We start from the raw sequence: 26,115 nt of genomic DNA, 5'->3' as shown, positions 1-26,115 counted from the left end.
AGAGGATGAAAAAAATAGAATATAGAAAAAGATGGATAACGGACTGGTGGCCAAACAGGTTGAATTTAAAAATCCTGCGGCAGAACTGCCCTGCTCAGCATCCCTATGGGATGGACTTTGATTACATCAGAGAGGTTAAGGACCTTGATGTTGATGCGGTTATTGAAGATTTAAAGAAACTTATGAAAACTCCGCAGGATTGGTGGCCCCCAGATTTCGGACATTACGGCCCGCTTTTTGTCCGTCTTGCCTGGCACAGTTCGGGAAGTTACAGAATTTACGATGGTAGAGGAGGAGCAAGGAACGGCAGCATTCGCTTTCCTCTGAGGATTAACTGGCCTGATAATATTGGTCTTGATAAGGCCATAAGGCTCCTCTGGCCCATAAAAAAGAAATACGGAAGAAAGCTTTCCTGGGCGGATTTGATCATTCTTGCAGGTACAGTTGCCCTTGAGGATATGGGTGTGAAAACTTTAGGTTTTTCCCTCGGTCGTGAGGATATCTTTGAACCAGATGAGAGCCCGGACTGGGGAAAAGAAGAAGAGATGCTCACCGGAGATAAGAGATTTGAGAAGGGTAAGCTTAGGAAGCCGTACGCGGCAACAGAAATGGGGTTGATTTATGTAAATCCTGCGGGGTCCGGGGGCAATCCTGATCCGGTGGAATCTGCAAAGGATATAAGGGTTGCTTTTAGCAGAATGGGAATGAATGATGAAGAAACGGTTGCTTTAATAGCCGGAGGCCATGCATTTGGAAAATGTCACGGTGCTGGGTCAAGCAAATATCTTGGGCCTGATCCCAGTTCCTCTCCCCTGGAATCTGGGGGGCTTGGTTGGGAATTCAGCTACGGAAGTGGCAAGGGTTCTGATACATACACATCTGGATTTGAACTCACATGGTCCACAACTCCAACAAAGTTCGGTATACAGTATCTGAGATTCATGTTCAATTATGAATGGGAACTTGAAAAGAGTCCTGATGGAAAACCACAATGGGTTGCCAAGGATGCTCCGGAGATAATTCCAGATGCGCATGACCCGAACAAAAAGCACAGACCAAGAATGTTAACTGCGGATCTGGCGTTGAGATATGATCCAATATATTCCAAAATAGCCAGAAGATTTCTTGAAAATCCCCAGGAGTTTGAGAAGGCTTTTGCAAGGGCATGGTTCAAACTCACCCACAGGGATATGGGGCCGAAAACATGTTATGTGGGGCCTTATGTTCCCGAAGAGGAGTTTGTCTGGCAGGATCCTCTTCCCGAAAGGGATTACGATCTGATTGACGAGAAGAATATTGAGGAGTTGAAGAGACGGATTATCTCTTCCGGTCTGAGCATTTCTCAACTTGTCTACACGGCATGGGCATCTGCCTCCACATACAGAAATTCTGACAGAAGAGGCGGAGCAAACGGGGCGAGAATAAGACTTTACCCCATGAACGAGTGGGATGTTAACCATCCAGAGGATTTGAAAAGAATAATTGGCATCTATGAGAATATTCAGCAGGAGTTCAATGAGGAGCAGGAGAGAAAGGGAAGTAACAAGAGAGTTTCAATTGCAGATCTGATAATTCTCGGAGGGAATGCAGCAATAGAGGAAGCGGCCAGAAAAGCAGGTTTCAATGTGAGAGTTCCATTCACTCCGGGCAGGGTTGATGTCACGCAGGAGCAGGTTGAAGTGGAATTCTACAAGGAGATAGAGCCCTTCGCAGATGGCTTCAGGAACTACTTCAAAAATCCTGCAGAATTTGATGAAAGCGATATTTACACAACTCCAGAGTACTTCCTGGTGGATAAAGCTCAGCTTTTAACACTCACAGTGCCTGAAATGGTTGTTCTTGTTGGTGGCTTAAGGGTACTCGGAGCTGTTTACAGATATCAAAAATATGGGGTTCTCACAGATTCTCCAGAAGTGCTCACAAACGATTTCTTCGTGAATCTCCTTGATATGGGAATTGAGTGGAGACAAGAGGATGAACATCGTTATCTCTTTGGAGGCTACGATAGAAAAAGCGGGGAGATGAAATTTAAAGCAACGAGGGTTGATTTAATATTCGGGCATCATGACGAGCTAAGGGCAATTGCAGAAGTTTACGCCAGCGATGATGCAAAAGAAAAATTTGTTCATGATTTCATAAGGGCGTGGAATAAAGTTATGAACATAGATAGGTTTGATTTGAAATTGGGAATGTCAGATATGGGTAAAAAAAGGAGGTGAAAATTATGAGAAAAATGGTTAAGAAGAGTTTGGAAGAGGCTTTCGCGGGAGAGAGCATGGCGCACATGAAATACTCAATCTTCGCGGAAGTTGCAGAGAAAGAGGGAAAGAAGAACATCGCTCGTTTATTCAGGGCGATAGCTTATGCGGAATTCGTGCACGCAAAGAACCATGCGAGGAATCTGGGATACATAAAGAGCACGCCTGAGAATTTGCAGAGCGCAATTGATGGCGAGAGTTTTGAGGTGGATGACATGTACCCTGCATACCTGGAACTAGCCAAGTATTTCGGGGAGAAGGGCGCAGAGATGTCGTTCCACTACGCAATTGAGGCGGAGAAGATACACGCAAAATTATACGGTGAGGCAAAGGAAAGGGCGGAGAACAAGGAGGATATGGAGGAGAAGAGCATATACATCTGCCCAGTGTGCGGGTACACATACGTCGGAGAGGACCCGCCTGAGAAATGTCCCGTGTGCAACGCGCCCCGCGAAAAATTCGTGAAGTTCTGAGGTGAAGGTATGGAGATAATAGTGGATGTTCGGAGCCAGCACGAGTTCGTGAAGAACCATATCAAGGGCGCGATAAACATCCCCATAATGCACCTTGAGATGTACGAATCTTTCCTAAGGAAGATATGCAAGGAGAAAAAACTCAAACTCTACTGCAACACAGAATTCAGGGCTGAGATCGCGAGGGAAAAACTTGAGAAGATGGGCGTGGAAGCAGAGATTATTCCAGAGGATGAACTGCGAGAATATCAGTGGGAAGGAAAGGATGTGATGTGCGCAATGAACTTCGTTGTGGTGCGCCCTGGCCACGAAAAGGAATTTGAAGAGAGAGTAAAAGAACTATGCAAGAAGACTGAGAGATATCCGGGATTTCTGGGCTCTCAGCTTCTTAAGATTAGCGGCGTGTCAGCGATTGGCTCCGGGCTTCCGGGGGAGATGAGAGATTTAGAAATAAATCCCGAAAAATATGTAATCCTCACATACTGGGAATCAAAGGAGATACACGATAAATCCCATCTTGAGGAGGACTTTAAGAGGGCATTCATGACGATGCCCGCGCACCTCGTACAGATGCCGTACGAGGAATTTTACGAGATATTGAGGTAAGGAGGTGAAAAAGATGATAGATAAGGATATAGAAGAGGCGATAAACAAGCAGATAAATGAGGAGATGTACTCGGCGTACCTGTACCTCTCCATGTCCGGATACTTTGAGTCCATCGGGCTGAGAGGATTCGCAAACTGGATGTACGTGCAGTACCAGGAGGAGATGGACCACGCAATGAAATTCTATCGGTATTTGATTGAAAGAGGAGGGAGAGTGAAGCTCTACTCCATAAATGAGCCCCCGCACGAGTGGAATTCTCCATTGCATGCGTTTGAGGAGACGCTGAAGCACGAGAGACACATAACCGAGTGCATAAACAACTTAGTGGACCTTGCGGAGAAGAAGAAAGATCGTGCTACATTCAATCTTCTGCAGTGGTACGTGGACGAGCAGGTTGAGGAAGAGGCGAACGATGAGGAAATCATTCAGATGCTCAAGATGATTGGCGATAAAGGTCAGGGTTTGTTGATGCTTGACCGCGAATTGGCAAAAAGAAGTTACGTTCCTCTCGTGAATGAGGAAAAATAAAGGAGGTGATTGAAAATGTTGAGTGAGACCATAAAGAGTGGAGACTGGAAAGGAGAGAAGCATGTGCCCGTGATTGAATACAAGAAGAACGGCGAGGAGATAGAGGTAGAAGTGAGCGTGGGAAAGGAGATTGCACATCCAAACACGCCTGAGCACCACATAGCGTGGATTGAATTGTATTTCCAGCCGGAGGACGGGCAGTTCCCCATACTGGTTGGCAGGGTTGCATTCACAAACCATGGCGATCCGCTTAGCGAGCCAAAGGCGAAATTCTACTTCAAGACAGGAAAGAAGGGCAAGCTGATGGCTCTGAGCTACTGCAACATACACGGGCTGTGGCAGAACGAAGTGTCGGTGGAGTAAATGGAAACCGTCACGGTGGACAAGAAAAGCTACCAAATCGGCGGCATAATCCTAATCATACTCGGTTTAATTGGAATGCTGGCACCAGAATTTGCCACAGGGGTGGTTCTGTATCTTCTGGCCGGACTACTTGTACTGGGTGGAATAATATTCCTAGTGGCCGGTTTCAAGGGAGGCTGGGTGAATTTCCTTGTGGGTATTGTACTGTTGATATTCGGCATACTTATGTTTGTGTACCCACAGAGCTCGCTATCTGCAATGACGTTCATTGTTGGGCTATGGTTCCTGCTGATGGGTATCGTTACAGTGATTGTGGCCTTTGCAGCCAGAACCCAGTACAGGGGCTGGTGGGCTCCCCTATTCACAGGGATAATCTCCTTCATACTTGGTATACTGATATTCGCAGGCTGGCCCGGGAACTCATCTTGGCTGATTGGACTGTTTATAGGGATTGAACTATTCCTTGATGGAATAATGATGCTCGTGTTGAGCGCGTATGGAGAATGAGGATGTGATGAATATGGTGAGTGAGGAAGAGGTGCTAAAAGTGATGAAAGATGCGGGCAAGCCTCTGAAGACACAGGAGATAGCGGACATGCTTGGAGTGGATAAGAAGGAAGTGGATAAGATAATAAAGAAATTGAAGAAAGAGGGCAAGATTACGAGCCCTAAAAGGTGCTATTACGCACCATCGTAATCACGCGCAAAGGAGGTGATGAAAAATGGTAGTGATAGGAGAAAAATTCCCGGAAGTGGAAGTGAAAACGACACATGGCACAATGAAGCTGCCTGATGCATTCGCAGGGAAGTGGTTCGTTCTGTTCTCGCACCCGGGTGATTTCACACCTGTGTGCACAACCGAATTCTATGGTATGCAGATACGATTGGAGAAATTCAGGGAACTCGGTGCAGAGGTAATAGGGCTGAGCATTGATCAGGTGTTTGCGCATCTGAAATGGGCAGAGTGGATAAAAGAGAATCTCGGAGTGGAGATAGAGTTTCCCATAATCGCTGATGACCGCGGTGTACTTGCAGAAAAGCTGGGGATGATTCCTTCCGGAGCAAGCAATACTGCAAGAGCAGTGTTCATTGTGGACCCAAAGGGTACAATAAGGGCAATAGTGTATTATCCTGCAGAGGTTGGCAGAGACTGGGACGAGATTCTTCGTGCCTTGAAAGCTCTGCAGGTGAGCGACAAGAACGGCGTGGCTCTCCCGCACAAGTGGCCTGAGAATGAGCTCATAAAGGACCATGTTATCATTCCGCCTGCAGGTACGACCGATGCCATAAAGGACAGAGAGGAGAGAAAGAAGAAGGGCGAGATAGAGTGCTACGACTGGTGGCTCTGCCACAAGAGCCTCTAAACTTTTTTTATTTTTTTGGAAAGTATTATATGTGAGTTTGTGCATATCTATGAGGGGATGTGAAATGTTGTCTAAAATTCCGTTTGATCTTGAGAAACTGGAGGCTCTGGGTAAGGAGCAGCCCGATGTGGAACTTGTTAGAATAGGTATTATTGCCGAGCTGGATGCCATAAATCTCTACGAGCAGATGGCCTCTTTGGCTAAGAGCGAGCTTGTTAAGAAGGTGTTCTTGGACATTGCCCAGGAAGAAAAGGAACATTTTGGAGAGTTTCTACGTCTCTTGAAGGATCTTGATCTAGAAGTTGAAGATGCCATTCAGCATGGGGCGGAAGAGGTTGAAGAAATGAGATAATCAGTTTTGGTGAATCGTGTATGATTATTCTGGGTCACAGAGGCTACTCTGCAAAGTATCCTCCAAACACACTTCTTGCATTTATGAAGGCCATAGAGTATGGTGCAGATGGAGTTGAACTGGATATCTGGCTCACAAAGGATGGAGAAATACAGGTATCCCATGATAGAAACCTGAGAAAAACGGCAGGTGTCAACGTTGATGTAAAAAAATCTACTCAGGAAGAGATTGGTAGGTACAATATTCAGGGAGAGCCTATACCCCTTCTGAGGGAGGTGTATGAGAAACTCCCGGGGTATGCCATAATAAATGTGGAGATTAAGGATGAGAGCTCCGTTGAGGGAGCCCTAAAAATAGTTGAGGAGTATGATGCAATGGAGCGTACCCTATTCTCATCGTTCAATATAAAGGCATTGAAGAGGTTGAGAAAACTCAGTAAAGAGGCCAGGATAGGGATTCTCATAGGAGACGTAAACAAGCTGTACACCATTCCCCGGTGGATATACTCCCTCAAGCCCCATTATCTCAATCTACCTTACCAATTATCCAGTTTTGGAAAGGCTGGCTCCCGGGCTCTCATTCGCTTCTACAGGCTTTTTGGTGTTAGAATAGGGTTCTGGACCCCGAATTCACCTGAGGATCTTGAGGTGTTTGAAGGGCTGTACGAGATGGTCATAACGGACGAAGTCGAAAAAATGCTTAAATTGAGGGAGAGGACCCATGGTCTCAAAGCTTGATTATCGGATAGAAGAAAGGCTTAATTCCCACACACTCGGAGGTATCTTTTTACTGATCATAGGTGTGCTTGGCATGGGATTTCCCTGGCTGTTCTCTAGGGCAGTGATATACCTCGTTGGATTTGTCCTTGTATCTGCAGGTTTGATTTTTGGCTTTCTCTACTTCACGACTCTTGGAGAGAGTAAGGTTCTCATTACTAAATCCCTTATTCTGCTGTTCCTTGGACTCATTAGTTTACTCTCCCCTGTTCTGGGGTTGAAGATATTGACTGCCATAGCTGCTCTCTTCTTCCTGTCGGCTGCTATTACCAATTTTATGCTGGCAAGGAGTATAAGGTCTCAGAAGGGGGAGTCGGCAGCCATACTTGTGGGCATTCTATGTCTTATGCTTGATCTCTGGATAGTGGTTGGGTGGCAGGAAACTTCCCAGTTTTTCATAGGATTGTTTCTGGGTTTGGTTCTGTTTGTGGATGGAATTCTCTTCTTGGTAATCGGTCTCAAAATAAGAAGGGGAAATTGGAGCATTTAAAAATCAGGAGAGAAATTTGAATGGAGAGATGTACTCTCCGTATTTTTCTTTTGCCTCCATGAGCCTCTTCTCCTCAGCATCCAGTTCCTGGAATAGCTCATCTGGTATGTTGTCCATGCTTCCGTAGATCTCTCTTATGCGGTGTATCTTGCTAAGAAGTTCGGGCACGCGAATCTTGAACTGCTCCTCGTACTCTTCCCTTGTGTAATCTCTTCCAAATATCTCCTTGAACAACCTTTCCAGGTCCTCGTAGTGTGGTATGTATCCTATGGGTGTCTCAATGGCATCCACCTCGCCGTGCACGCGAAGGTCCATCCACTTGAGCCAGATTTTTTTGTCAAGTTTGCTGTTGAGATAGTTTCCATTCTTGTCTTTCAGGAAGTAGTTAACAGCAAAGATCCTTGGTGGATTCTTTAGTTTCTTGCCGAAATTCAAGTAGTTCTCTATGTATTTTCCTAGATGCACGGACATGAAGTCCAGTATGGACATTATGTTGAACTTCCTAACCCCTTCCTTGCCGAGGGTTGCAGCTGTAGTCTCTGACTCAATTGAAGCGCCCTTCATAATGACCCCATGCTGCCAGTTGAATGACTCGCACACGGGAGGCCATGTATCGGAGTCGCGTCCTCCAAAGATCATGCCCGAGAGTTTCACACCGTTCTTTGCATTGAGTGCTTCCCTATCCAGGTTGGGGAAGTATTCTAAGCGGGCGGTGAACCTTCCGTTCTTGTGGCTTGGAGGTATCTCATTTCCCTCGGCATCCTTCTTTCCGCACCACCATTTGCCACTGTGGTTTTCTCCCTCGCATGGTATCTCTTCGCCCATTCCGTTCCAGTAGGGCTTACCTTCGTGTACCAGAATATTTGAGAATATGAGTTCGTGGGGGCTGTGAAGTACCTCCCATATGTAGGGATCGTCCTCCTTATTGACCCCTTGAATTATGCCGAATACACCGTTCTCCACATTCACTGCACGTGCTTCCCCATCTATCTCCTTTATGAATGAAAGGTCGTCTCCCACAAGTCTCTCTCCTATAAGCATGCAGGTACTTGTCTTTCCGCACATGCTTGGAAATGCCCCGGTAAAGTAAGTAACGCGTCCATTGGGACCGTTAACACCCATGAGGAACATGTGCTCGCTGAGCCACCCTTCCTTAACAGCCTTGTTTATGGTAAGTCTGAATGCGGGCTTCTTGAGACCTATAGTGTTTCCCGCGTACTGGGTATTCACCGCATAGGTTATGTTTCCCTCAAGATCGATCATAATTCTCCTCTTGTCAAGGTTTTTACTGGTTTTGCGTTCATCAACCTCACCCTCAGAATGCACAAATTTTAAAAATTCCATGTTTGGATTGCCAACGAACACATCATAGGCTTTGCGGTAAAGTATGAACTCGCTGTGCGCCACGTAGGCTGAGTCTGTGAGTTGTACAGTTGGTACCATGAATGGAGAGTTCTTGGGACCCAATGAGAAGAAGAGAATGAAGAGTTCCTTACCCTCCATTATTCCATCCATTATTTTCTTCACTTCCCTTAGCCCATCGTCCCTCTTCATTGTGTTTAGATAGGGTAATTTCTCACCATGGGGTGTTAGAATGTAGGTGTGGGCCTTATCCCTTGCCTGATCGTAGTAGTTGTCAAAATGCACGGTGTGTCCAGGTGTTTTCAGGAGACGCTCCTCCTCATACACTATTGCCTTATTTCTTATGTACAGTTCGTCAGTTGCGCTATCATTTGCCACGAAAATTTTTGATGGTCTGAGTAATTTGATATGTTCAGCCAGAAAACTGTAAAGTTCAGGGTTGTTTATTTTCTCAATCTTCCTGTACTGCTCTTCATCCATAACGCTTTTCAGATACTCCATATCGTTCATATTATCACCTTCTTGGGGATATGGTGGCAGAATTAAAAATCTTTTGCGTTTGTGGCATTAATTTTCACCACTCTAACTGAATCTTCCATAAGTATAACCACATGGCCCCTGCTTTTCGCTTCTTTCTCAATTGAATTGTAATGTTTCTTTAGAAGTTCCAGCGTTTTCTCAATTCTTGCCTCCTTTGAGAGCACAGGTAAAAACTTGTCCTTTATTCTAAGTATATTCGGTCCAAATTGATAGCCTACAAGAACTGGAATATCCTTCAGAAGTGAGGATATGGCCCTTGCCTTTTCCCTGCTGCCGTGCTCATCTTCTTCGGGTGTGCTGTTTATCCTTCTCTCTATCAGTTTGATCTCATCCCTGCTTAACTCGTAGATCAGAAACTCATTTCCCTCTCCAAAGTGGTCTCTCGTTATTGTGAAACCGTCCTCTGTGCTTATTGCCACCTTCATGGTTTAGGCATGCCTAAAAATTATAAAAACTTATCCTCTCGCATAAACTCCTCTATCCTATCAAAGGCCCTTTCTAGATATTCCACTGGTGGTAGGTTCACTATCCTGAAATGCCCTCTGCCGTAGACGGGGCAGAACCCTGAGCCGTGTACGGTGAGAACATGCTTCTTCCTCAGGAGATCCAGCACGAATTTCTTATCATCGTTGCAACCTTCAATCTTTATGAACATGTAAAATGCTCCATTCGGAGGCACAACACTGAGTCCATCAATTTCCCCAACCCTCTTTGTTACATAGTCTCTGCGCTTGCGCAGGATGTCCATTGTTTTTCTTATGTGATCCTGTGGCCCCTTCAACGCCGCAAGGTAGCCCAGCTGCAGCGGGGTGTTTGCACAGAGCCTGGCACGGGCCTGACGCATTATGCCATCGCGAATATCCTCAAGTTTACCCTCCGCATCTCTGATGGCAAGGTATCCAATTCTCCATCCCGGAGCGAGATATACCTTGGAAATTCCGTTAAGAATAATCATTGGAACGTCCTTTGCGATTTTTGCGGGAGAGATGAACTCATCGTCGTAGAGCATCTTATCGTAAATCTCATCACTTATGAGGAAAATCCCGTGCTCGCCGGCAAGGTCCGCTATTTCTCTCAGCACCTTTTCCCCGTAATACGCACCTGTAGGATTGTTTGGATTGATGACAGCAATTGCCTTGGTCTTTGAAGTTATCTTCCTGCGGATATCATCTATGTCCGGCTGCCATTCGTCTTCCTCAACCGTACGGTAAGATATTGCCTTTCCGTCGTAGAATGTGGGATATGTGATGTACGGCGGGTAAGTCGGTCCGGGAACGAGAATCTCCTCTCCGGGATCAAGGGCCGCAGCAAAGATGAGCATAAGAGCCTCAGTCACGCCCGTGGTAACAACCACATCATCGGTGGTTATGTCCACTCCGTAATTTTTCTCCTTCTCCACTATGGCCTCTCTCAATTCTGGTAATCCCTCTGAAGGTGAGTATTCGCTTCTGGAGTTCATCACCGCCTCCGCGGCCGCCTTGCGGATATGCTCAGGTGTTTTGAAATCATACTTTATTGGATCTCCAATGTTGAGTTTGAGCACCTCAATTCCCTTTTTCTCAAGTTCCCTTGCCGGAACAAGGACATCGCGTATCGCGTATTCAATTCTCTTTGAACGTACCGATGCTTTTATCATAATGGGGCATGGTTGGCGAAGATTTAATCTTTGTGAGAGTATTTCCCATCGTGAAATTGGTCTATGAGATGGAGATTGATGCCTCGAGAATCGTTGTATCCCCCAGACCCGTGTGGAAATGCCGTACTTGCACCTTCTATGGAAAGAGGCCCTCTTGTCCCCCATTGGTTCCATCCTGGCGTGAGGCTAGGGAGTGGGTTAAGAGTTATAAAAGAGCCCTTCTCCTGAAATTTGAAGTGGATATGGAAAATTTTGAAGATGAGAAGAGGGATGTGTTGAATTACATCCTGAATCGTGAGAGGGAACTGTTTTCAAGGTATCCCTATGTCTTTGCCCTGTTTCCAGGAGCCTGTAATCTCTGCAGGGAATGCGAGTATGAGAGGAGTGGTATATGCCCCAGAATCCAGGATGTCCGTCCTTCCCTTGATGCCATAGGGGTTGAGATCACCTCCTTTGTGAGAATAGATTTTGGGGAGAACGTGCTCTACTCTCTAATCTTCCTTGATTGAGGGAAATGCAGATACGAATATACCTATCAGAGCAATTTCGTAGATCTCAAGGGTGGCTGTGGAGGGCCAAGGTATAAATGCTCCTATGAAGGCCAGTATGAAGAGCGCAATTGTCAATTTTTTTATGGCACCCCAAGTGCCAATGCCCCAGACCAGCATACCAACGAAGAACTGCAGGAAGAAATAGGGTGCCACGAAGGTGTGTGGCCTGGTTCCGCTGTGGAACACACCTATGAGGGCGAGAAATATGGAGGATATGGAGATAAAGGCCCCGCCCACGGTTTCCAGCTTGTTTTGAGCAGAGTATATGAGGTATAGGGAGAATACCAGAAGGAATGGGGATGCCAGGATGAGCCCGTAATTGTAAATCCACGGGCAGCAGGCGGAATCTGAGCCCAAATCGCTGAGAGCGTTATGCATAACGGAGAACCATGGATTCTGGAGGATGCTTGCTATGGTGAATGACCAGTAAACGATTAGGGTGATTATGCCGAAATACCCCAGAATTTTTGTTCTCATAATTTTGGGTATGAAATATACGTGTAAAAAAATTGCCATAATCTTTTTAAATGAAAGGCCAATACCCTCTAACAGGTGAGAATATGGAAGAGACGATAGAATTCTGCACATCATGCGGAAGAGGACTTACCGATGAAGGTTCCGTTGTGTTTCAATGCCCCAATTGCGGCGCTCTCATAGCGAGATGCAACAGGTGCAGGGAGCAGAGCATACCGTACAGATGCCCCAACTGCGGGTTTGAAGGTCCATGAGGTGAGCAAAATGGGAGATGTTTTAATAACCTACAAGATTATGCCTGAAGGCGTGGATGTTAACTTTGAGAAGATGAAGGAAGAAGTGAAAAATAAAATTGGCAATGTGGGAAAAATTGCCGAGTTTGATCTGCAGCCCATAGCCTTTGGATTGAAGGCACTGGTTGTGAAGGTTATAGTGAAGGATGAGGGGGGCGTTGCGGATCAAATTGAAAAGGCCCTGGGTGAGATTGAAGGTGTGCAGGGCGTAGTTATAGAAGAGGTTACCCTGATTTAAAGGTATGAAAACTCTCTTGCCATTTTTTCCAATCTTCTTATTCTTTCCTCCGTGGGAGGATGCGTTGAAAACAGCCTTATGAAGCCGTATCCCCTGAACGGGTTCACAATGAACAGTGATGCGGTGGATGGATTGCCCCTTCTCAGAGGATTTCTTGATGCGTGGTATTCCAGTTTTCTGAGGGCAGAGGCCAGTGCCAGAGGCTTCTTGGTTATCCTTGCGCTCTGCTCATCGGCCTTGAACTCCCTTGATCTGGATATGGCCAGTTGAATAAGCAATGCTCCAAGGGCGGCAAGAGCGATGAATATGTAGGCGAGAAAATCATCCTCATCTCTACTGAACACACTTCTCCACAGGTACGCACGACTCATGAACGACAGTGCTCCGGTTATGGTGGCTGCAACGGTCATTATGAGAATGTCCCTATCCTTTATGTGGCCTATTTCATGCCCAATAACTCCCTCAAGTTCATCATCGTTCAGAATTCGAAGCAACCCCTCGGTCACGCATACAACGGCATTTTTTGGATTTCTTCCGGTGGCAAAGGCGTTTGGCAGGGAGATAGGGATGATGGCAACCCTTGGCGTGGGAATATCTGCCTTCATTGCCACATTTTTCACTATACCGTAGAGCCGCGGGTTTTCCTCCTCGCTTATTATTCTTGCCCTATAACTCCAGAGCACAATTTTTGAACTGTAAAAATAGGAGAAAAGATTGAGCACAAGTGCGAGAATAAGGAAGAATAGAAGTGATGTCAAAGTATCTCCATAGTACATGCCGATCAGATATCCTATTCCCACAAATAGAAGCGTGAGTATTGCGAATAATCCCAGAGTTCTTGCAGTGGCATTCATCCCAAAACGCAATATGCTGAGGTATTTAAATCTTTATGGGCCAATTTTTAAATATTTTAAAGTTTTCTGGAAAAAAGTAAAATAAATTTGAGGTGATTCAATGGGTGGGAAAATATGGTTGGTGTCGCTGCTCATGGTGGTTGCTTTGCTTCTTACGGGAGGCGCTGGTTCAGGTATGACGGGGAACTCCGAGACGGTGGTATCTGTAATATTCCAGTTTGGAAATCAGGAAGTGCTTACCGCCAATGTCTATCTCCCATCAGATAATCATACGGCCATAATGGCAACGGAACTTGCCTGTGAGGAACTGGGATTGGGCATAAATGTTTCATGGAGTTCCTATGGTGCGTTTGTGAATCAAATTGGATGGGACAAGAACGATTGGGCTGGTACGGGTTATTACTGGCACCTTATGTTGTGGAGCAACAATAGCTATCAATGGATATCATCAAGCGTGGGTGCATCCTCCCTGAATCTCAGTAATGGAGATTTGATTGCTTGGGTTTACACTGTGGATAATCCTTCGTGGGTGCCCTATACAGGGTCCCTGGCCTATCCGGGGCATTATGGGGTATGGGGTGTTCCCAGGGGTAATATGAATAACACCGCATCCTCTGAAAAAACAATATATGCTCCCGATGTTGTCTGGAAATTTAGGGGTCAATCATCATGGGGGTTCTCATCCACACCCGTATCTGGGGATGGGGAGATATTCATTGCCGATTCTTCTGCGCTGTATGCCCTGAATATGAACGGCACGTTGCTCTGGAACACCACCTCCGGAGCCGCTGGATACTATGGCATTGCTTCACCTGTACTGTTTGGGAAATACGTGATCATAGGGACCTCCGATAAGTATCTCAGAGCATTTTATGTGAACAATGGAACATTGGCTTGGCAAGTTTACATCGGTGAGGATATAGCATCCTCACCTGCTTTGGGGATTGTGGACAAGAAACCCATGGTTTTCGTTGCCACCTTCAATCTTGGCTCTGTGGGGAAGTTGTACGCCATAAATGCCCTTAACGGCACGGAGGAATGGGACCTCACGCTCATGGGGAGCAATTATTTTGGTGTACCAGCATTTTATGACGGAAAGATAATAGTGCCAATGGGGGGTATAGAGAACACATCCTACCAGTGGAACCCTCCATATGGAGTTCAGTGTATAAATGCAAATGGCACGTATTACTGGAATTACACAACAGATTCATCTGTAAGATCATCAGTTGCAGTTGAGAATGGGAATATTTACTTTGTAACTTCCGGTGGAAAATTGATATCTCTCAATATGAACGGCACCTTGAGATGGAGTTTAAACATAGGAAGTTCGGTATCCTCTCCTGCGGTTAAGAATAGAGGTATATTTGTTGGTAATAACAACGGTACGCTATACGGCATAGAGGATGAGGGCACGAACTCTCAGATTCTGTGGAGTTTGAGTTTGAACGGCCCTGTGCAGGGTGGAGTTATATGTGTGGGTGATGAGGTCCTTGCTGTCACGAATACCCAGAATGGGACACTCTACGCTACCTTCACAAATGGAACGCCCTACTGGAGCATCACCTTGAGGCCAGAGAATTACATTTTATCATCTCCAATAATTGCGGATTCTTATGTGCTTGTAGCCTCCAACAATGGGTACCTCTACGCTCTCGGGAATAATCTAACATATCCATCCATTGGGGAAATTGTGCAGAACACTGCCTATGTTGGCTCACCCATAAAAATAACGGTGAAAAGTGGGGAAGAGTATCAGGCACTGCTCTACTATAAAAATGTGAGCGGCGATGAGTGGCACGTGGTTTGGATGCAGTATCACAATGGCAGCTACGTGGGGTACATACCCGCCCAAGATACATCGGGGAATGTGTATTACTATGTTACAATTGTGAATTCAACGGGGGTATCTTCCACATCCTCCGTAAAAATTGCACAGGTTCTCCCTTCAGTGCCAGAGTTAAATGCAGCGTATATCATGGTGGCTTTTATTGCAATTGTACTGTTGTTCAGAAGTAGAGTTCGTGGCTGATGCGTGGAATCATTGCCATGAGCACTGCCTGTGCATTAAACTCATCTCTTTTTATTTTTCCCTTGCTTAGGTATCCTATGGCTCCCATTCCCTTCTTTATTTCCTTTATGCCCGATATTATTTCCATGGCTTCTCCTACTTCCATACCTTTTTCTACCATCTCAATCACTCTGTGGGGATACGTGAATCCACCCGAGTAACCGTAGGTTAAATTTCCGTATTTGTCCAGAATGGCGCAAAATGCCTTATCAAAATACTCCTTAACCTCTTCATTCCAGAACAGGCCGGCCTCTATACCTATGGCATAATCTGCGTTTTCAATTGCGTTTTTTGCCCGATTTATGGCACCTTCTATGGTCTCAGAGTCCCTGGGCTGGGGAGGCACGTTTGACTCAACGTCCACACCTCTCACCACAATTTCAAAATTGAAAAGCTCTCTGAAGACCTTCTCAACAGCTCGTATCTTGGACGGATTTGCCGAGCCCACATGCACAATAAGGGGCTTTAATCTCCTACCCTCCTTGTCTATCTCTCCGTTGCGAATCCTTCTTGAGGAGATGGGGAGTAGGTCCTCGGCGTAAAAAATAGGTATCTCTACGATTTGAATATCTTTCAATCCCCTTTTTTCACGGAGTATGTTGATCTCCTCTGCGGTTTTTCTAGTCTCCTTTGATACCACAATTATGTCAAAATCCTCCGTGAGGGTTGGGCCGTATTTATCGTGAATCTCAAGGATTCTGTATTCCTTTCCGAATTGCCTCACGAAATTCTCAACCTCCTTCCTTCTATCTTCAAATCTGACCGTGCAGCTGTTTTTGAATCCATCACCTGTTATACCAATGACCACAAAGTCACCGAGTTCAAAGGCTCTCTCCAACAATGCCCTGTGTCCCCTGTGCAGAAATTCGAAGGTTCCGCCAACTACCACGCGTTTCATAACCCACCGTAGCTTAACATGAGGATCACGAACAGGATTCCCAGGAACAGGAGCCATATGTAGGTGAATCTCTTCTTTTTCTTGATCATCATGTTCCACTGGTCCTCACACTTCTTTGAGCAGAAATCCTTGTCAGGAGGAATGGCAATTCCGCAGTTGAGGCAGTGCTTGTGTGGAGGGATTTCCTTGATCTCCTTCCGCAGGGCATTAATTTCGAGTTTAAGCCCTTCGATCTCGTCCATAAGTTCATCAATGTCTGTCATAATTGTCCATAAAGTTTGATGGGATTTATATTCATCGGTGCAGTTTGGGAAAGTTATTTATTTGAGTAAATCTCTTTTACTCTATGCACGGGGCGATTAGATTTGTAGGTTTGCTTTTCGTGGTTATATTTTTGTTATCCTCCCATCAGATATCACTGGGGTTTTCTCAATATACGGAGAATGTGACCGGAATCAATGGAAATGAGGAGTTTCGGGAATGGGCTAGTAAAATGAACTGGTCGGGAGATGGAAGCGCTGAAAACCCGTACATAATAAAGAACATTACGATGAAGGTGCCTTTTCAGACTAATGGAATATTTATATCAAACACCACGGTGCATTTTATAATAAGAAACTGCAACATTTCCTTTGCTCATAACGATAACGAAAATATAATTTCGGGGATTAAACTTTACAATGTGGCAAATGCCGTGATTGAGAACAATATCTTCTATAAGGATGAAATGGCCATTTCCATTTATGAGTCTTCAAATGTGGATGTGGTGCATAATGAGTTTTATGCAGAAGACGAAGGCGGAGTGTATATTAAACGATCTGAAAATGTTAAAATCTCTGACAATTATTTTGAGAGGGGAGAAAGTTTTGTACTCGGTCGTTATGTGACCAATATTACCTTGCTCAACAATACCATATCTTACTACAAAGAGGGGGGCATATTATTTGAATTCTCTGCACACTTGAAGATTATCAAGAATGAAATAAAGGTTAAAAGAGGCTTGAAGTATTCAGATAGGCCGCGGGAAGCAATGTGGATGGACCTATCCAAGTTCATTTTGATAGAGAACAATACCATTATGGGTGGGAAATCCCAATGTTATGGAATTAGCCTTGAATCTCCTGAGGAAGCTATGATCAGGGGAAACAAAATAATGAATTCTGATTGTTATGGGATACAAGTTACAAATGGAAAGAATATTACTTTGGATAAAAATGATATATCTATCAGTTCAGGGGAAGGAGTAAGCTTCATTTATGATGTGGGCGCAGTTGTTGAGAGCAATAGGATCACCTATAATGATTTTGAGGGTATTGAGGTGTATGATTCTCAAAATATTCTTATTGTGAAAAATCTGATAGCGTTTAACGGTATGGGAATTGATGTTTCACGAGGTAAATCCATAGAAATATACAACAATTCATTCTTTTACAATCGTGGTTCGGGGGATAAATATAACAGCTCTCTAATTCAGGCCTATGATGAAGATGGTGCTGCGAGGTGGTACGATCCTTCTGGATACGGAAATTACTGGGATGATTGGGCCAGAAACAACGATACCAACGATAAAAATGGAGATGGCATTGTTGATTATCCATATAAAATTGGGAAGGGGATTGACTATTATCCACTCAAATACATACCAACGAACTACAAAATTGAACCCACTCCACCTAGAAAATTAAGGCTCATATATGGCGATGGGTATCTAAATATATCATGGCGCTCTCCTGTGGGGAATGGCTCATCGCCCATAGTTGGATACATAATTTACAGAAATGGTAAGGGTATTGCCACATTGCCGGCCACGAGATTATATTACAATGATACATCTGTTATGAACGGGGTGAAATATGAATATTACGTTACCGCATTCAACTCTGAAAAAGAGAGTTTAAGAAGCAATGTTGTTAGAGGAGTTCCAGGAGTCCCCGGGAAGCCATTAAATTTAAGGACACACAGCGAGAGAGGATATATTTATATTTCTTGGGAACCACCTCTAAATAAGGGGGCTTCTGATGTTGAGTATTACAAAGTATACCGTGCACTCTATATCTTCCCCCCTCCATGCCCACAAGGGCCACTGAGTTGGGTGTTGATTGCCGTGGTTCCTGCGGCACAGTTGTATTATGTGGATGCCAATGTGACAAATGGGGCCTCCTACTTATATGGTGTAAGTGCGGTTAACAAGTATGGAGAGGGTCCAAAGTCCAAGGAGGTTATTGGTCGTGCAGGTGCAATTCCCTCTCCACCTTTAAATCTTACGGTGATCAATGAGGGAAATCATATTAATATAACGTGGAACGCCTCCAGAGATAACGGTGGCTGGGAGATTTTTGAATACAGGGTATACTGCAATGGAGAGTTGATAGCTAGAATTTATCCGTATCGTAATAAAATTCTCTACTACAATTACACCCCCAAATATCCTGGGGTGTATGTTTTCTATGTAACTGCGGTAAATGCCATAGGAGAGAGCGATCCAAGTGAGATGGTCACCATATCCTATAATGTTCCAAATAAGAATTGGGGTAAAGAATCCTCTGGTGGGGATTATATTTGGATAGATTTGGAAATTTTGGGAATGGCTTTAACGGCCATTTTCATTTGTATTGTTATTTACAAAAAGAGGTACATTTCAAAAAGAGAATAGGTCATTTACCTTATCGATATCTTTCTTGGGCAGTACTTCACCTTGCAGTAACTGCACACTATCTTTTGTTTATCCATCTCGGAGGTGTGCAGGGTTATTGTCTCAACCCCATCAAGTTTTCTTATGAGGCCAACGGCATCCATGCTAATCGGTTTTTCCAGCACGATGGTAACCTTACTCCCATTTGTCCATAGCCGCTCGCCTATTATTTGCCTTATCTCACAGGAGGAATCACTTAAAATCTTGAATATCCTCTCCAGCAGACACCCGTATTTTGGCTTTTTGAACTCTATCTCAAGAACTTCCCAGCCCATTATGGGTGCAACCTTTGATAGAGAGAGTTTAGGTTCCAGTCTCTCAAATATGCTTCTCAACTCATAGGTTTTTTCAATGTAATCAATGGTGTGATAAACTATTTTGCGGTTCACTCCCGCTACTTCGGCTATGGAATTTACTGGCACATCCACATCTCCGATGTACAGTTTAGAATTTCTAACCGATATGCCAAGATTTACCAATAATTCGGCTACCTTTTTCCTTGCAGGGAAGTTCTTAAAATACTCGCTAACAATAAGAAGCATAAAAGGGAAAAGTAAAGGGTTTTAATAAATTTTCCTTTACTCTATCTGCTCCATTGTGATGCAGCTCACAGGGCAGGAATCAACGGCTTCCTGCACGCAGTCCTTGAGATCGTCGCCTATTTCTTCCTTGATCACCATGCTCTTTCCCTCGTCATCCATTTCAAAGACATCAGGGCACAGGCTAGCGCAAATTCCGTCACCGATGCAGGCATCTCTATCCACAGTAACCTTCCACTTTCCCATCTATATCACCTCAAGTGGGGGAATTGTGAGAGAATATAAAAATTTTCTCATTCTCTACGCAGTACAGCACCTGCAATCACAAGGATTATTCCAAGAATGGCAGTGCCCTCAGATAGATCTCTGTAGAATTTCACCTTTCCCATCTCGCTTCTCTCCTTGCTCCAGTAGGTTATCTGGAAAGTTCCAACGCTCACTGCTGACGTTTTCTTTATCGTCATGTAAACCTCGTCTCCAATGTGGCACCCTTCAATGTTCCCGTGGGCAAGTACATCCAATTTTCCATCCAGTTCTATGATCGTTGCATTCAGAATTTGCGAGTATCTCATATCCGTGATCACTCCGTAAACGGTGATCTTCTCTCCGACCTTGTAGTTTTCTGAATCAACCGAATAGGCGGGGGTGAACACGTGCGATGGAAACAAAATGTAGGCTCCAAATCCTATGATTATCAGTGCAAGGCCGATATACAGCAGCCCTTTTCTCATACGGTAGCCATAATTTTCCCGTATATTATGATTTTCCATGAGCGAATTTTTTATAAGGGAAATCCCAATACCCATTGGGGCGCGTGGCCTAGCCAGGATATGGCGGCAGCCTCCTAAGCTGCAAGTCGCGGGTTCGAATCCCGCCGCGCCCGCTGAATGAAGTGCATTTTTATAGATGACGAGGGCATTTGCCATGGCCGGTATAAGGGATTCAAGTGCATAGAGGAGAAGTGCGAGGATTATGGAAAGTACATGGTTCCTGAGGGAGTATGTGCATACTGGCGTGACGGGTACTGTAAGAAATTGCACATATTCACCTGCGATGGAAAGAACAAAAAATGCCCCCACTATAAGGAGTGGATAGAGGAGGAAGAACTCGTTCTATTCGATTAAACCACCCTGCACTCTCCTTCAACTCCTGATTTTATGATTTCCATTATCACGTTTGCCACCTTCTCTGGAGGATCTGCCGGCATGGGACCGTGGATTCTTCTGAGCATATCCGTATCCGTGGGGCCCGGGGCAACGCACATTACCTTTATCTTCGGTCCCAGTTCCTGAGCCAGAGATTTTGTGAGTGCAATCACAGCGGCCTTGGAAGAGCAGTAGGGTGCAGCCCGTGCCATTGGGTGAAGACCGATTATTGATGCTATATTAACGATCTTGCCCCACTCCATGTGCTCAATTGATGCGTGTATCATATTAAACATGCCAAAAACGTTGACCTGAAATATGCGCTCCCACTCGCTTGGCAGGGTTCTTATGAAAGGTTTCACATCATAAACACCAGCGTTGTTCACCAGAATCTTCAATTTTCCCATCTCTGTGGAATTCTCCACGATCCTCTTTGCATCTTCGTAGTTGCTCACGTCTCCCTGAACCGCTATTGCCTTTCCCCCTTTATTTTCAATGGCTGCAACAACCTCCATAGCCCTGCTCTCCTGGTGGTGGTAGTTCACCACAACGGCGTATTCCTCTGCAAGTTTCAATGCTGTTGCCCTGCCAATGCCCCTGCTTGCACCCGTCACAATTGCCACTTCCATGCATACAAATCTTCAATCTCATATTTTAAAATTCCCATGAAAAGGTTAATGCACCACTGTGCGATTACTCCACTATGAAGGCCATAAAAGCAAAGGTTCTTTATGATGGTACGGGAGCGAAGGCCAGAAAGGACGTCTATGTGCTTTTTGAGGAGGATGAAATAAAGGGCATATCCAGGGAACGTGGTGGAGCCGAGGTGATTGGAGAAGGCATCGTAACTCCAGGTTTCATAGATCCCCACTGCCACATAGGTATGGCAAGGAGCGGGGAGCCCTATCAGGAGGATGAGACAAATGAGCAGATGAACGCAATATATCCCCTTGTCAATGCAATTCACTCCATTTACATGGATGATCCTGCCTTTAGGGAGAGCGTTGAATTTGGTGTGCTGTACTCCCATGTGATGCCCGGTAGCGGGAACATAATTGGTGGTTATACTGCGCTTATTCGCAATTTTGCGAGGGATATAGGCGATGCATTCGTTAAGAATGTGGGGATAAAAGCTGCCCTTGGATACAATCCACGCAGCACCACCGACTGGAAAGGCACGAGACCCACCACGCGGATGGGTGCAATTGCCATGCTCCGGGAGGAGCTTATGAAGGCCAAGAAAACAAAATCTTTGCTTAACAAGGGAAAGAAGGAGCCTGAGGAGGTTGAGCCCCTCACAGAGATATTCATTTCAATACTGGATGGGAAGATGCCGCTGATGGTGCATGTGCACAAGGAGGATGATATCATCACCCTCATGAACCTCGTCAATGAGTTTGGAATTCGTGCCGTTATAAATCACGGTTGTGATGTGCACTCTCCAGAACTCTGGGAAAAGGTGAAGAGAATGGGAATGGATGTGATCTACGGACCAGTGGATTCATTCTCCTACAAGGTTGAATTGAAGAACGAATCATGGCATAACATAAGGTTCATTGTTGATTCCGGTTTGAGATTTGCAGTTATGAGTGATCACCCTGTTGTTCTGCAGAGGAACCTGTATCTTCAACTGCGCTTCTTCCGCAGGTTCGGTATGACCCGGGAGCAGGTCATCGCACTGATTTCCGGAAATGCCGCAGATATAATTGGGGCTAAGAAAATAGGAAAGATAAGTAAGGGTTACAAAGCCTCAATGGTCATTTGGAACGGTGAGCCCCTTAGCATGGAATCTTGGCCAATAATGAGCATAGGTGAGGGTAGGGTGATCTATGAGTCGTAGCCCATCTTCTGCAGGAACAGATGCGCCTTTACCAACACTTTTTTTGATGATTCATAGGTTATCCTATTAAGCGCATCTCTGTAATTGAGCCATTGATAACCATCGTGTTCGTAGGATAGTCGTACCTCCTCCTTCTCTGTTGTACCCAGAAAATAAATCACGGTCTTTTCCACCAGTGTTCCTCCCTCTCTGAAGTGGTACCTTACGATCTCCCTGAATCCGAAAATTAGGTCCACCTCTATTCCCGTTTCCTCAAATATCTCTCTCATGGCCGCCTTTGTCTCATCCTCCCCCTTCTCCACGTGGCCCTTGGGGAAGTCCCAGTGCCCTGTTGGATAGTGCAGTATGAGATATTTTCTCGTTTTTGTATTGAACACAACGGCCCCTGCGGACTTCTCCCTTCTCATAGTTTTACATTCTACCGCTAAATTTATATTTTTTGGTGCGGAAAAGGATAAGTAAAATGTGTGCATTTTATCTTTATGCAGGGAATATCAGATGTATGCATACACGTTCTTGCCGAAGATTTTGCGGGGTACAGCAGCAGGTTCTGGGCCCAGCATGGCATATCCTTCTTTATTGAAATGAAAATGGGTCTGGAAGAGCACAGAATTCTGTTTGATACGGGAAACCATGCAGAGCCAGTGCTTTTCAACGCCCAGATGCTTGCTCTGGATCTTGGGTCCTTGGAGAGCATAGTCCTTTCCCACAGCCATTACGACCATACTGGAGGACTGCTGGGCGTGCTGGAAAAGATGGGGAAGGAGGTGAATGTGATTGCACATCCCGATATTTTCAAAGAATCATACGCGGTTGGAAAGGAAACCCGTTACATAGGTCCTCCAATGGATATGCGCGAGAGGGCTGAGACGCTTGGCGCAAGGTGGATTCTTCGTAGGGAGCCGTGGAAGATTCTCCCGGGTGTTTGGACTCTTGGAGAGATTTTAAATGGGAACAGGGTTGATTACGAGGTAATGAAGAGCACAGGAGTTTTTATGAAAAAGGATAATCAGTACCTTCCGGACTTTATGGAGGATGAGATCGGTCTGGCTATGATAACTGAGGGTGGGCTTGTGGTGGTAGGAGGGTGCTCACATCCCGGAATTGTTGGCATGGTGAAAAGAGCAGTGGAGATTACAGGTATGAAGGATGTCCGCGCGGTTATTGGTGGATTTCACCTTGTGAATGCAAGTGAGAAACGCATAAAGAGAACTGTTAGAGATTTGCTGGATATGGGAGTGAAGGAGATTTACACTGGTCACTGCACGGGTTTGCGAGCAGAATGTGAATTTTCAGAAGCATTTGGGGATAAATTCCATAAACTCCACGCAGGTATGAGCATAAACTTGAGCGAAAGATAAATTAATATGTTATTCATAATCCCCTCAGAGCGGGGGTTGTCGAGCTTGGCCAAAGGCGCTGGCTTGAGGGGCCAGTCCCGTAGGGGTTCCTGGGTTCAAATCCCAGCCCCCGCACTTGCGTTTGGATTTTCATAACCAGGAGGTATGTTTTTATATGAAGGATATGTAAGAGATAATGATCTGCTTGAGAGGTGTTTATAATGGCCAGAATAAAAGACGTGGAAAAGGCTCTTAAGGGTGTGAAACTTGAAGAATTGAGTCCCTTTGAGTTGAAGGAACTTCTTGTTAAAATTGCCAGAAGAAAATCAGAGCGGATGATGCTCAATGCTGGCAGGGGCAATCCGAATTTCCTGGCTTTGATTCCCAGGTATGCTTTTTTGCAACTGGGAAAATTTGCATTAAGTGAGGCAGAGAGACACTTTGGCTACATGGGTGATCTGATTGGAGGGCACAGTGACAGGGAGGGAATAGAGGCAAGGTTTGAAATATTTGTGAGAAACCACTGGAATGAGAGGGGAACAGCATTTCTGAACTCCGCAGTTAGTTACGTGAGAGATTATCTTGGCCTTTCTGCGGGAGATTTTCTCCATGAGATGGTCCAGGGTTATTTGGGATGCGATTACCCCTCGCCTCCACGTATGCTTTCTCTCTCCGAGAAGATAGTTGCAAGGTACATTATGAAGGAGATGGGTGCTGGCTATGATCTTGGCTACTCTCTGGTGGACGAAACCCAGTTATTCGCCGTGGAGGGAGGCACCGCTGCCATGGCTTACCTGTTTGAATCCCTTCATGCAAATCACATACTGAATGCTGGAGATAAAATAGCCCTCGCTGTGCCAATATTCAGCCCCTATCTTGAAATTCCAAAACTTGATACATATAGATTGGAGATCTTGGAGATTTTTTCCCGTGAGGATACCGGTTTTCAGATACCCGATGACGAGCTGGATAAACTAAGGGATAGGGATATTAAGGCCCTGTTTATTGTGAATCCTGGCAACCCAACATCGGTCAAACTTCAGGAGAATACCCTTGAAAAGATCAGAAAAATAGTTGAAAAACACAGAAAGGATCTGCTAATCATTACAGATGATGTTTACGCTACATTTACGGAGAATTTTAAATCCATTTACACCGTTTTGCCCCACAACACAATCCTCGTGTATTCATTCTCAAAATATTTTGGAGCCACAGGATGGCGCCTTGGTGTTATTGCTATGCACAGGAAAAATGTGGTTGATACCCTCATTCGCAAATTGCCTGAAGATGTACAGGAGCAGATGGAAAGAAGATACTCTCCAATAACCCCAGATGCCAGAAAATTAAAATTTATAGATAGGCTTGTGGCAGATAGCAGGAACGTTGCTCTAAGGCATACTGCCGGGCTATCCACACCCCAGCAGGTTCAGATGGTTCTATTTGCCCTTTACGCTCTCATGGATGAGCAGGAAAGATACAAAAATGCAGTGAGGCATGTTCTTCAGCGCAGATACGGTGCGCTTTACAGGGGTTTGGGAATTGAGCCAAGCGAGCATACGAACTATGCCTACTACTATACCCTGCTTGATACTGAGAGGCTTGCGAAGCGGCTTTACGGTAGGGAGTTTGCCAGTTGGTTTGTGAATGCACTACCTCCCGAGGAGTTTGTGATCCGCCTAGCTCAGGAGGCTGGGGTTGTACTGTTGCCTGGCAGAGGATTTGAGGTTCTGCACCCTTCCGCACGTATATCCTTGGCCAATTTGAAGGAAATTGATTACATAAAAATAGGGAAAACCATTAGAAAACTTCTGGAGGAGTATCATCAAAGGTTTCTGGAGGAAAACGATGCCAAAAATTGAAAATCAACAATTTTTGTTTTATGATGCAACTTTTTTAACTTATTTTTGTATATGGTGTCTATGAACTACAAAATATACCCCGTTGGGATTTTTAAAAGGGATGGAAAACCCAGAGTTGAGATATTTGATGAGTACAAAGATGCTCTCTACGGCCTATCAAATTTCAACAGAATCCTGCTGCTTCTCTGGTTTCATAAAAGTGATGGAGATAGGAGGAAAATTCTGAAGGTTCATTCCCATGGGGAGCCGGGATATCCCGTTAGGGGAGTATTTGCAACACGCTCTCCGGTGCGCCCGAATCCAGTTGCATTATACAATGTGAAAATTTACAGAATTGAGGGCCTAACAATAGAGATTGAGGATATTGACGCCTACGATGGTACACCGGTTATTGATATAAAGCCGTTTGTGAAAGATTTGGATTGTCCTTAGTTCAAGCCCATCTCCAACAAAGGGACTTAATGGATCGGACGATAGAAAAATACGAAATATTTAACGAGTTATTCAAAAAATAATTGTTTGGGGGTAAAGCACATTTTTTAAAGGGGCTTGGTGGACCGGGTGGGAGGAGA

At 45.0% G+C, this 26,115-nt stretch carries 33 protein-coding genes and 2 tRNA genes; 23 read left to right on the top strand and 12 right to left on the bottom strand.

Going from position 1 to position 26,115, the window contains the following annotated elements; translation table 11 throughout:
• Positions 1–5 precede the first annotated feature (5 nt).
• From katG to ACIM339_RS00600, 11 genes are all read left to right on the top strand, one after another.
• Positions 6–2,219, top strand: a complete 2,214-nt coding sequence (katG, locus tag ACIM339_RS00650; RefSeq protein ID WP_015282681.1) for a catalase/peroxidase HPI — start codon at positions 6–8, stop codon at positions 2,217–2,219.
• Positions 2,220–2,224: 5 nt separating this feature from the next.
• Positions 2,225–2,731 (top strand): rubrerythrin family protein, encoded by a 507-nt coding sequence (locus ACIM339_RS00645; RefSeq protein WP_015282680.1) that lies wholly within the window; start codon positions 2,225–2,227, stop codon positions 2,729–2,731.
• Positions 2,732–2,740: 9 nt separating this feature from the next.
• A complete protein-coding gene (locus ACIM339_RS07725; RefSeq protein ID WP_015282679.1) occupies positions 2,741–3,337 on the top strand; it encodes a rhodanese-like domain-containing protein in 597 nt (198 codons plus the stop codon).
• A gap of 13 nt (positions 3,338–3,350) precedes the next feature.
• Complete coding sequence (locus tag ACIM339_RS00635; RefSeq protein ID WP_015282678.1) at positions 3,351–3,866, top strand: ferritin; 516 nt, start codon at positions 3,351–3,353, stop codon at positions 3,864–3,866.
• Positions 3,867–3,881: 15 nt separating this feature from the next.
• Positions 3,882–4,229: a class II SORL domain-containing protein gene (locus ACIM339_RS00630; RefSeq protein ID WP_015282677.1), complete on the top strand. Its 348-nt coding sequence runs from the start codon at positions 3,882–3,884 to the stop codon at positions 4,227–4,229.
• Positions 4,230–4,736, top strand: coding sequence for an HdeD family acid-resistance protein (locus ACIM339_RS00625; protein WP_015282676.1), 507 nt, complete (start codon positions 4,230–4,232; stop codon positions 4,734–4,736).
• Positions 4,726–4,926, top strand: coding sequence for a FaeA/PapI family transcriptional regulator (locus ACIM339_RS00620; protein ID WP_015282675.1), 201 nt, complete (start codon positions 4,726–4,728; stop codon positions 4,924–4,926). Before ACIM339_RS00625 ends, ACIM339_RS00620 begins: the two co-directional genes overlap by 11 nt.
• 25 nt (positions 4,927–4,951) lie before the next feature.
• The gene (locus ACIM339_RS00615) at positions 4,952–5,593 is read left to right on the top strand and encodes a peroxiredoxin (RefSeq protein ID WP_015282674.1); all 642 of its coding nucleotides are present in this window, start codon (positions 4,952–4,954) and stop codon (positions 5,591–5,593) included.
• A gap of 64 nt (positions 5,594–5,657) precedes the next feature.
• The gene (locus ACIM339_RS00610; RefSeq protein WP_015282673.1) at positions 5,658–5,945 is read left to right on the top strand and encodes a ferritin family protein; all 288 of its coding nucleotides are present in this window, start codon (positions 5,658–5,660) and stop codon (positions 5,943–5,945) included.
• Between the two features lie 20 nt (positions 5,946–5,965).
• Positions 5,966–6,682 (top strand): glycerophosphodiester phosphodiesterase family protein, encoded by a 717-nt coding sequence (locus tag ACIM339_RS00605; protein ID WP_015282672.1) that lies wholly within the window; start codon positions 5,966–5,968, stop codon positions 6,680–6,682.
• The gene (locus ACIM339_RS00600) at positions 6,666–7,211 is read left to right on the top strand and encodes a DUF308 domain-containing protein (protein WP_015282671.1); all 546 of its coding nucleotides are present in this window, start codon (positions 6,666–6,668) and stop codon (positions 7,209–7,211) included. Before ACIM339_RS00605 ends, ACIM339_RS00600 begins: the two co-directional genes overlap by 17 nt.
• A 3-nt stretch (positions 7,212–7,214) precedes the next feature.
• On the opposite strand, the gene ACIM339_RS00595 is transcribed toward ACIM339_RS00600, so the two are convergent.
• Genes ACIM339_RS00595 through ACIM339_RS00585 form a run of 3 tightly spaced genes read right to left on the bottom strand, consistent with a single transcriptional unit; the run spans position 7,215 to position 10,749 of the window.
• Positions 7,215–9,083, bottom strand: a complete 1,869-nt coding sequence (locus ACIM339_RS00595) for a phosphoenolpyruvate carboxykinase (GTP) (protein ID WP_015282670.1) — start codon at positions 9,081–9,083, stop codon at positions 7,215–7,217.
• A 32-nt stretch (positions 9,084–9,115) separates the two neighbouring features.
• Positions 9,116–9,538, bottom strand: a complete 423-nt coding sequence (locus ACIM339_RS00590; RefSeq protein WP_015282669.1) for a NifB/NifX family molybdenum-iron cluster-binding protein — start codon at positions 9,536–9,538, stop codon at positions 9,116–9,118.
• Positions 9,539–9,558: 20 nt separating this feature from the next.
• Positions 9,559–10,749: an aminotransferase class I/II-fold pyridoxal phosphate-dependent enzyme gene (locus ACIM339_RS00585; RefSeq protein ID WP_015282668.1), complete on the bottom strand. Its 1,191-nt coding sequence runs from the start codon at positions 10,747–10,749 to the stop codon at positions 9,559–9,561.
• A 50-nt stretch (positions 10,750–10,799) separates the two neighbouring features.
• Here ACIM339_RS00585 and ACIM339_RS00580 point away from each other — a divergent pair, with 50 nt between their 5' ends.
• Positions 10,800–11,258, top strand: a complete 459-nt coding sequence (locus ACIM339_RS00580; protein ID WP_048103645.1) for a DUF2284 domain-containing protein — start codon at positions 10,800–10,802, stop codon at positions 11,256–11,258.
• On the opposite strand, the gene ACIM339_RS00575 is transcribed toward ACIM339_RS00580, so the two are convergent.
• A complete protein-coding gene (locus ACIM339_RS00575) occupies positions 11,241–11,777 on the bottom strand; it encodes a DUF998 domain-containing protein (RefSeq protein ID WP_015282666.1) in 537 nt (178 codons plus the stop codon). The two genes, ACIM339_RS00580 and ACIM339_RS00575, sit on opposite strands and share 18 nt — an antisense overlap.
• A gap of 83 nt (positions 11,778–11,860) precedes the next feature.
• On the opposite strand from ACIM339_RS00575, the gene ACIM339_RS07795 reads away from it, so the two are divergent.
• A complete protein-coding gene (locus ACIM339_RS07795) occupies positions 11,861–12,028 on the top strand; it encodes a zinc finger domain-containing protein (RefSeq protein WP_015282665.1) in 168 nt (55 codons plus the stop codon).
• 10 nt (positions 12,029–12,038) lie between these two features.
• Positions 12,039–12,305 carry an elongation factor 1-beta gene (locus ACIM339_RS00570; protein WP_015282664.1) on the top strand — a complete coding sequence of 89 codons (267 nt, stop codon included), beginning with the start codon at positions 12,039–12,041 and terminating at the stop codon, positions 12,303–12,305.
• Here the strand turns inward: ACIM339_RS00570 and ACIM339_RS00565 are convergent.
• Positions 12,302–13,159, bottom strand: coding sequence for a zinc metalloprotease HtpX (locus ACIM339_RS00565; RefSeq protein WP_015282663.1), 858 nt, complete (start codon positions 13,157–13,159; stop codon positions 12,302–12,304). The two genes, ACIM339_RS00570 and ACIM339_RS00565, sit on opposite strands and share 4 nt — an antisense overlap.
• A gap of 100 nt (positions 13,160–13,259) precedes the next feature.
• On the opposite strand from ACIM339_RS00565, the gene ACIM339_RS00560 reads away from it, so the two are divergent.
• Positions 13,260–15,191, top strand: a complete 1,932-nt coding sequence (locus tag ACIM339_RS00560; protein WP_015282662.1) for a PQQ-binding-like beta-propeller repeat protein — start codon at positions 13,260–13,262, stop codon at positions 15,189–15,191.
• Here the strand turns inward: ACIM339_RS00560 and yjjX are convergent.
• Together yjjX and ACIM339_RS00550 are read right to left on the bottom strand one after the other, a co-directional pair.
• Positions 15,169–16,128 carry an inosine/xanthosine triphosphatase gene (gene yjjX / locus ACIM339_RS00555; RefSeq protein WP_048103643.1) on the bottom strand — a complete coding sequence of 320 codons (960 nt, stop codon included), beginning with the start codon at positions 16,126–16,128 and terminating at the stop codon, positions 15,169–15,171. The two genes, ACIM339_RS00560 and yjjX, sit on opposite strands and share 23 nt — an antisense overlap.
• The gene (locus tag ACIM339_RS00550; protein ID WP_015282660.1) at positions 16,125–16,391 is read right to left on the bottom strand and encodes a DUF2116 family Zn-ribbon domain-containing protein; all 267 of its coding nucleotides are present in this window, start codon (positions 16,389–16,391) and stop codon (positions 16,125–16,127) included. The genes yjjX and ACIM339_RS00550 overlap by 4 nt, the downstream gene beginning before the upstream one ends.
• Positions 16,392–16,474: 83 nt before the next feature.
• Here ACIM339_RS00550 and ACIM339_RS00545 point away from each other — a divergent pair, with 83 nt between their 5' ends.
• Positions 16,475–18,781, top strand: coding sequence for a NosD domain-containing protein (locus ACIM339_RS00545; RefSeq protein WP_015282659.1), 2,307 nt, complete (start codon positions 16,475–16,477; stop codon positions 18,779–18,781).
• Between the two features lie 5 nt (positions 18,782–18,786).
• Here the strand turns inward: ACIM339_RS00545 and ACIM339_RS00540 are convergent, their stop codons facing one another.
• The 3 genes from ACIM339_RS00540 to ACIM339_RS07790 are packed head-to-tail and all read right to left on the bottom strand — an operon-like array spanning position 18,787 to position 20,090.
• Positions 18,787–19,362 (bottom strand): regulator of amino acid metabolism, contains ACT domain, encoded by a 576-nt coding sequence (locus tag ACIM339_RS00540; RefSeq protein WP_015282658.1) that lies wholly within the window; start codon positions 19,360–19,362, stop codon positions 18,787–18,789.
• A gap of 36 nt (positions 19,363–19,398) precedes the next feature.
• Positions 19,399–19,605, bottom strand: coding sequence for a ferredoxin (locus ACIM339_RS00535; RefSeq protein ID WP_015282657.1), 207 nt, complete (start codon positions 19,603–19,605; stop codon positions 19,399–19,401).
• Between the two features lie 47 nt (positions 19,606–19,652).
• Positions 19,653–20,090, bottom strand: coding sequence for a hypothetical protein (locus tag ACIM339_RS07790; RefSeq protein WP_015282656.1), 438 nt, complete (start codon positions 20,088–20,090; stop codon positions 19,653–19,655).
• A 77-nt stretch (positions 20,091–20,167) separates the two neighbouring features.
• On the opposite strand from ACIM339_RS07790, the gene ACIM339_RS00525 reads away from it, so the two are divergent.
• Together ACIM339_RS00525 and ACIM339_RS00520 are read left to right on the top strand one after the other, a co-directional pair.
• Positions 20,168–20,242, top strand: a tRNA-Arg gene (locus tag ACIM339_RS00525).
• Positions 20,243–20,246: 4 nt separating this feature from the next.
• A complete protein-coding gene (locus ACIM339_RS00520; protein WP_015282655.1) occupies positions 20,247–20,483 on the top strand; it encodes a hypothetical protein in 237 nt (78 codons plus the stop codon).
• Here the strand turns inward: ACIM339_RS00520 and ACIM339_RS00515 are convergent.
• Positions 20,480–21,133, bottom strand: a complete 654-nt coding sequence (locus ACIM339_RS00515) for an SDR family NAD(P)-dependent oxidoreductase (protein WP_015282654.1) — start codon at positions 21,131–21,133, stop codon at positions 20,480–20,482. The genes ACIM339_RS00520 and ACIM339_RS00515 overlap by 4 nt on opposite strands.
• Before the next feature lie 74 nt (positions 21,134–21,207).
• Here ACIM339_RS00515 and ACIM339_RS00510 point away from each other — a divergent pair, with 74 nt between their 5' ends.
• On the top strand, positions 21,208–22,344 hold the full coding sequence (locus ACIM339_RS00510; RefSeq protein WP_015282653.1) for an amidohydrolase family protein: 1,137 nt from the start codon (positions 21,208–21,210) through the stop codon (positions 22,342–22,344).
• Here ACIM339_RS00510 and ACIM339_RS00505 read toward each other — a convergent pair.
• Entirely contained in the window at positions 22,332–22,751 is a 420-nt protein-coding gene (locus ACIM339_RS00505) for a bis(5'-nucleosyl)-tetraphosphatase (protein WP_015282652.1), read from the bottom strand. The genes ACIM339_RS00510 and ACIM339_RS00505 overlap by 13 nt on opposite strands.
• A gap of 75 nt (positions 22,752–22,826) precedes the next feature.
• Between ACIM339_RS00505 and ACIM339_RS00500 the strand changes: the two genes are divergently transcribed.
• From ACIM339_RS00500 to tsaA, 4 genes are all read left to right on the top strand, one after another.
• Positions 22,827–23,705 (top strand): MBL fold metallo-hydrolase, encoded by an 879-nt coding sequence (locus tag ACIM339_RS00500; protein ID WP_015282651.1) that lies wholly within the window; start codon positions 22,827–22,829, stop codon positions 23,703–23,705.
• Between the two features lie 29 nt (positions 23,706–23,734).
• A tRNA-Leu gene (locus ACIM339_RS00495) sits at positions 23,735–23,819 on the top strand.
• A gap of 86 nt (positions 23,820–23,905) precedes the next feature.
• Entirely contained in the window at positions 23,906–25,543 is a 1,638-nt protein-coding gene (locus ACIM339_RS00490; protein ID WP_015282650.1) for a bifunctional aspartate transaminase/aspartate 4-decarboxylase, read from the top strand.
• A 60-nt stretch (positions 25,544–25,603) separates the two neighbouring features.
• On the top strand, positions 25,604–25,975 hold the full coding sequence (tsaA, locus tag ACIM339_RS00485) for a tRNA (N6-threonylcarbamoyladenosine(37)-N6)-methyltransferase TrmO (protein ID WP_015282649.1): 372 nt from the start codon (positions 25,604–25,606) through the stop codon (positions 25,973–25,975).
• The last annotated feature ends 140 nt before the right edge of the window (positions 25,976–26,115 follow it).

It is taken from the genome of Aciduliprofundum sp. MAR08-339 (genome assembly GCF_000327505.1).
In the GTDB taxonomy this organism is placed as follows: domain Archaea; phylum Thermoplasmatota; class Thermoplasmata; order Thermoplasmatales; family Aciduliprofundaceae; genus Aciduliprofundum.
This window is presented reverse-complemented; position numbering and strand designations above follow the sequence as displayed.

Bases quoted from the DNA above. Each gene is read 5' to 3' on its own strand.
- katG (WP_015282681.1), top strand. From the start codon at position 6: ATGAAAAAAATAGAATATAGAAAAAGATGGATAACGGACTGGTGGCCA.
- ACIM339_RS00645 (WP_015282680.1), top strand. From the start codon at position 2,225: ATGAGAAAAATGGTTAAGAAGAGTTTGGAAGAGGCTTTCGCGGGAGAG.
- ACIM339_RS07725 (WP_015282679.1), top strand. From the start codon at position 2,741: ATGGAGATAATAGTGGATGTTCGGAGCCAGCACGAGTTCGTGAAGAAC.
- ACIM339_RS00635 (WP_015282678.1), top strand. From the start codon at position 3,351: ATGATAGATAAGGATATAGAAGAGGCGATAAACAAGCAGATAAATGAG.
- ACIM339_RS00630 (WP_015282677.1), top strand. From the start codon at position 3,882: ATGTTGAGTGAGACCATAAAGAGTGGAGACTGGAAAGGAGAGAAGCAT.
- ACIM339_RS00625 (WP_015282676.1), top strand. From the start codon at position 4,230: ATGGAAACCGTCACGGTGGACAAGAAAAGCTACCAAATCGGCGGCATA.
- ACIM339_RS00620 (WP_015282675.1), top strand. From the start codon at position 4,726: ATGGAGAATGAGGATGTGATGAATATGGTGAGTGAGGAAGAGGTGCTA.
- ACIM339_RS00615 (WP_015282674.1), top strand. From the start codon at position 4,952: ATGGTAGTGATAGGAGAAAAATTCCCGGAAGTGGAAGTGAAAACGACA.
- ACIM339_RS00610 (WP_015282673.1), top strand. From the start codon at position 5,658: ATGTTGTCTAAAATTCCGTTTGATCTTGAGAAACTGGAGGCTCTGGGT.
- ACIM339_RS00605 (WP_015282672.1), top strand. From the start codon at position 5,966: ATGATTATTCTGGGTCACAGAGGCTACTCTGCAAAGTATCCTCCAAAC.
- ACIM339_RS00600 (WP_015282671.1), top strand. From the start codon at position 6,666: ATGGTCTCAAAGCTTGATTATCGGATAGAAGAAAGGCTTAATTCCCAC.
- ACIM339_RS00595 (WP_015282670.1), bottom strand. From the start codon at position 9,083: ATGAACGATATGGAGTATCTGAAAAGCGTTATGGATGAAGAGCAGTAC.
- ACIM339_RS00590 (WP_015282669.1), bottom strand. From the start codon at position 9,538: ATGAAGGTGGCAATAAGCACAGAGGACGGTTTCACAATAACGAGAGAC.
- ACIM339_RS00585 (WP_015282668.1), bottom strand. From the start codon at position 10,749: ATGATAAAAGCATCGGTACGTTCAAAGAGAATTGAATACGCGATACGC.
- ACIM339_RS00575 (WP_015282666.1), bottom strand. From the start codon at position 11,777: ATGAGAACAAAAATTCTGGGGTATTTCGGCATAATCACCCTAATCGTT.
- ACIM339_RS07795 (WP_015282665.1), top strand. From the start codon at position 11,861: ATGGAAGAGACGATAGAATTCTGCACATCATGCGGAAGAGGACTTACC.
- ACIM339_RS00570 (WP_015282664.1), top strand. From the start codon at position 12,039: ATGGGAGATGTTTTAATAACCTACAAGATTATGCCTGAAGGCGTGGAT.
- ACIM339_RS00565 (WP_015282663.1), bottom strand. From the start codon at position 13,159: ATGAATGCCACTGCAAGAACTCTGGGATTATTCGCAATACTCACGCTT.
- ACIM339_RS00560 (WP_015282662.1), top strand. From the start codon at position 13,260: ATGGGTGGGAAAATATGGTTGGTGTCGCTGCTCATGGTGGTTGCTTTG.
- yjjX (WP_048103643.1), bottom strand. From the start codon at position 16,128: ATGAAACGCGTGGTAGTTGGCGGAACCTTCGAATTTCTGCACAGGGGA.
- ACIM339_RS00550 (WP_015282660.1), bottom strand. From the start codon at position 16,391: ATGACAGACATTGATGAACTTATGGACGAGATCGAAGGGCTTAAACTC.
- ACIM339_RS00545 (WP_015282659.1), top strand. From the start codon at position 16,475: ATGCACGGGGCGATTAGATTTGTAGGTTTGCTTTTCGTGGTTATATTT.
- ACIM339_RS00540 (WP_015282658.1), bottom strand. From the start codon at position 19,362: ATGCTTCTTATTGTTAGCGAGTATTTTAAGAACTTCCCTGCAAGGAAA.
- ACIM339_RS00535 (WP_015282657.1), bottom strand. From the start codon at position 19,605: ATGGGAAAGTGGAAGGTTACTGTGGATAGAGATGCCTGCATCGGTGAC.
- ACIM339_RS07790 (WP_015282656.1), bottom strand. From the start codon at position 20,090: ATGAGAAAAGGGCTGCTGTATATCGGCCTTGCACTGATAATCATAGGA.
- ACIM339_RS00520 (WP_015282655.1), top strand. From the start codon at position 20,247: ATGAAGTGCATTTTTATAGATGACGAGGGCATTTGCCATGGCCGGTAT.
- ACIM339_RS00515 (WP_015282654.1), bottom strand. From the start codon at position 21,133: ATGGAAGTGGCAATTGTGACGGGTGCAAGCAGGGGCATTGGCAGGGCA.
- ACIM339_RS00510 (WP_015282653.1), top strand. From the start codon at position 21,208: ATGAAGGCCATAAAAGCAAAGGTTCTTTATGATGGTACGGGAGCGAAG.
- ACIM339_RS00505 (WP_015282652.1), bottom strand. From the start codon at position 22,751: ATGAGAAGGGAGAAGTCCGCAGGGGCCGTTGTGTTCAATACAAAAACG.
- ACIM339_RS00500 (WP_015282651.1), top strand. From the start codon at position 22,827: ATGCAGGGAATATCAGATGTATGCATACACGTTCTTGCCGAAGATTTT.
- ACIM339_RS00490 (WP_015282650.1), top strand. From the start codon at position 23,906: ATGGCCAGAATAAAAGACGTGGAAAAGGCTCTTAAGGGTGTGAAACTT.
- tsaA (WP_015282649.1), top strand. From the start codon at position 25,604: ATGAACTACAAAATATACCCCGTTGGGATTTTTAAAAGGGATGGAAAA.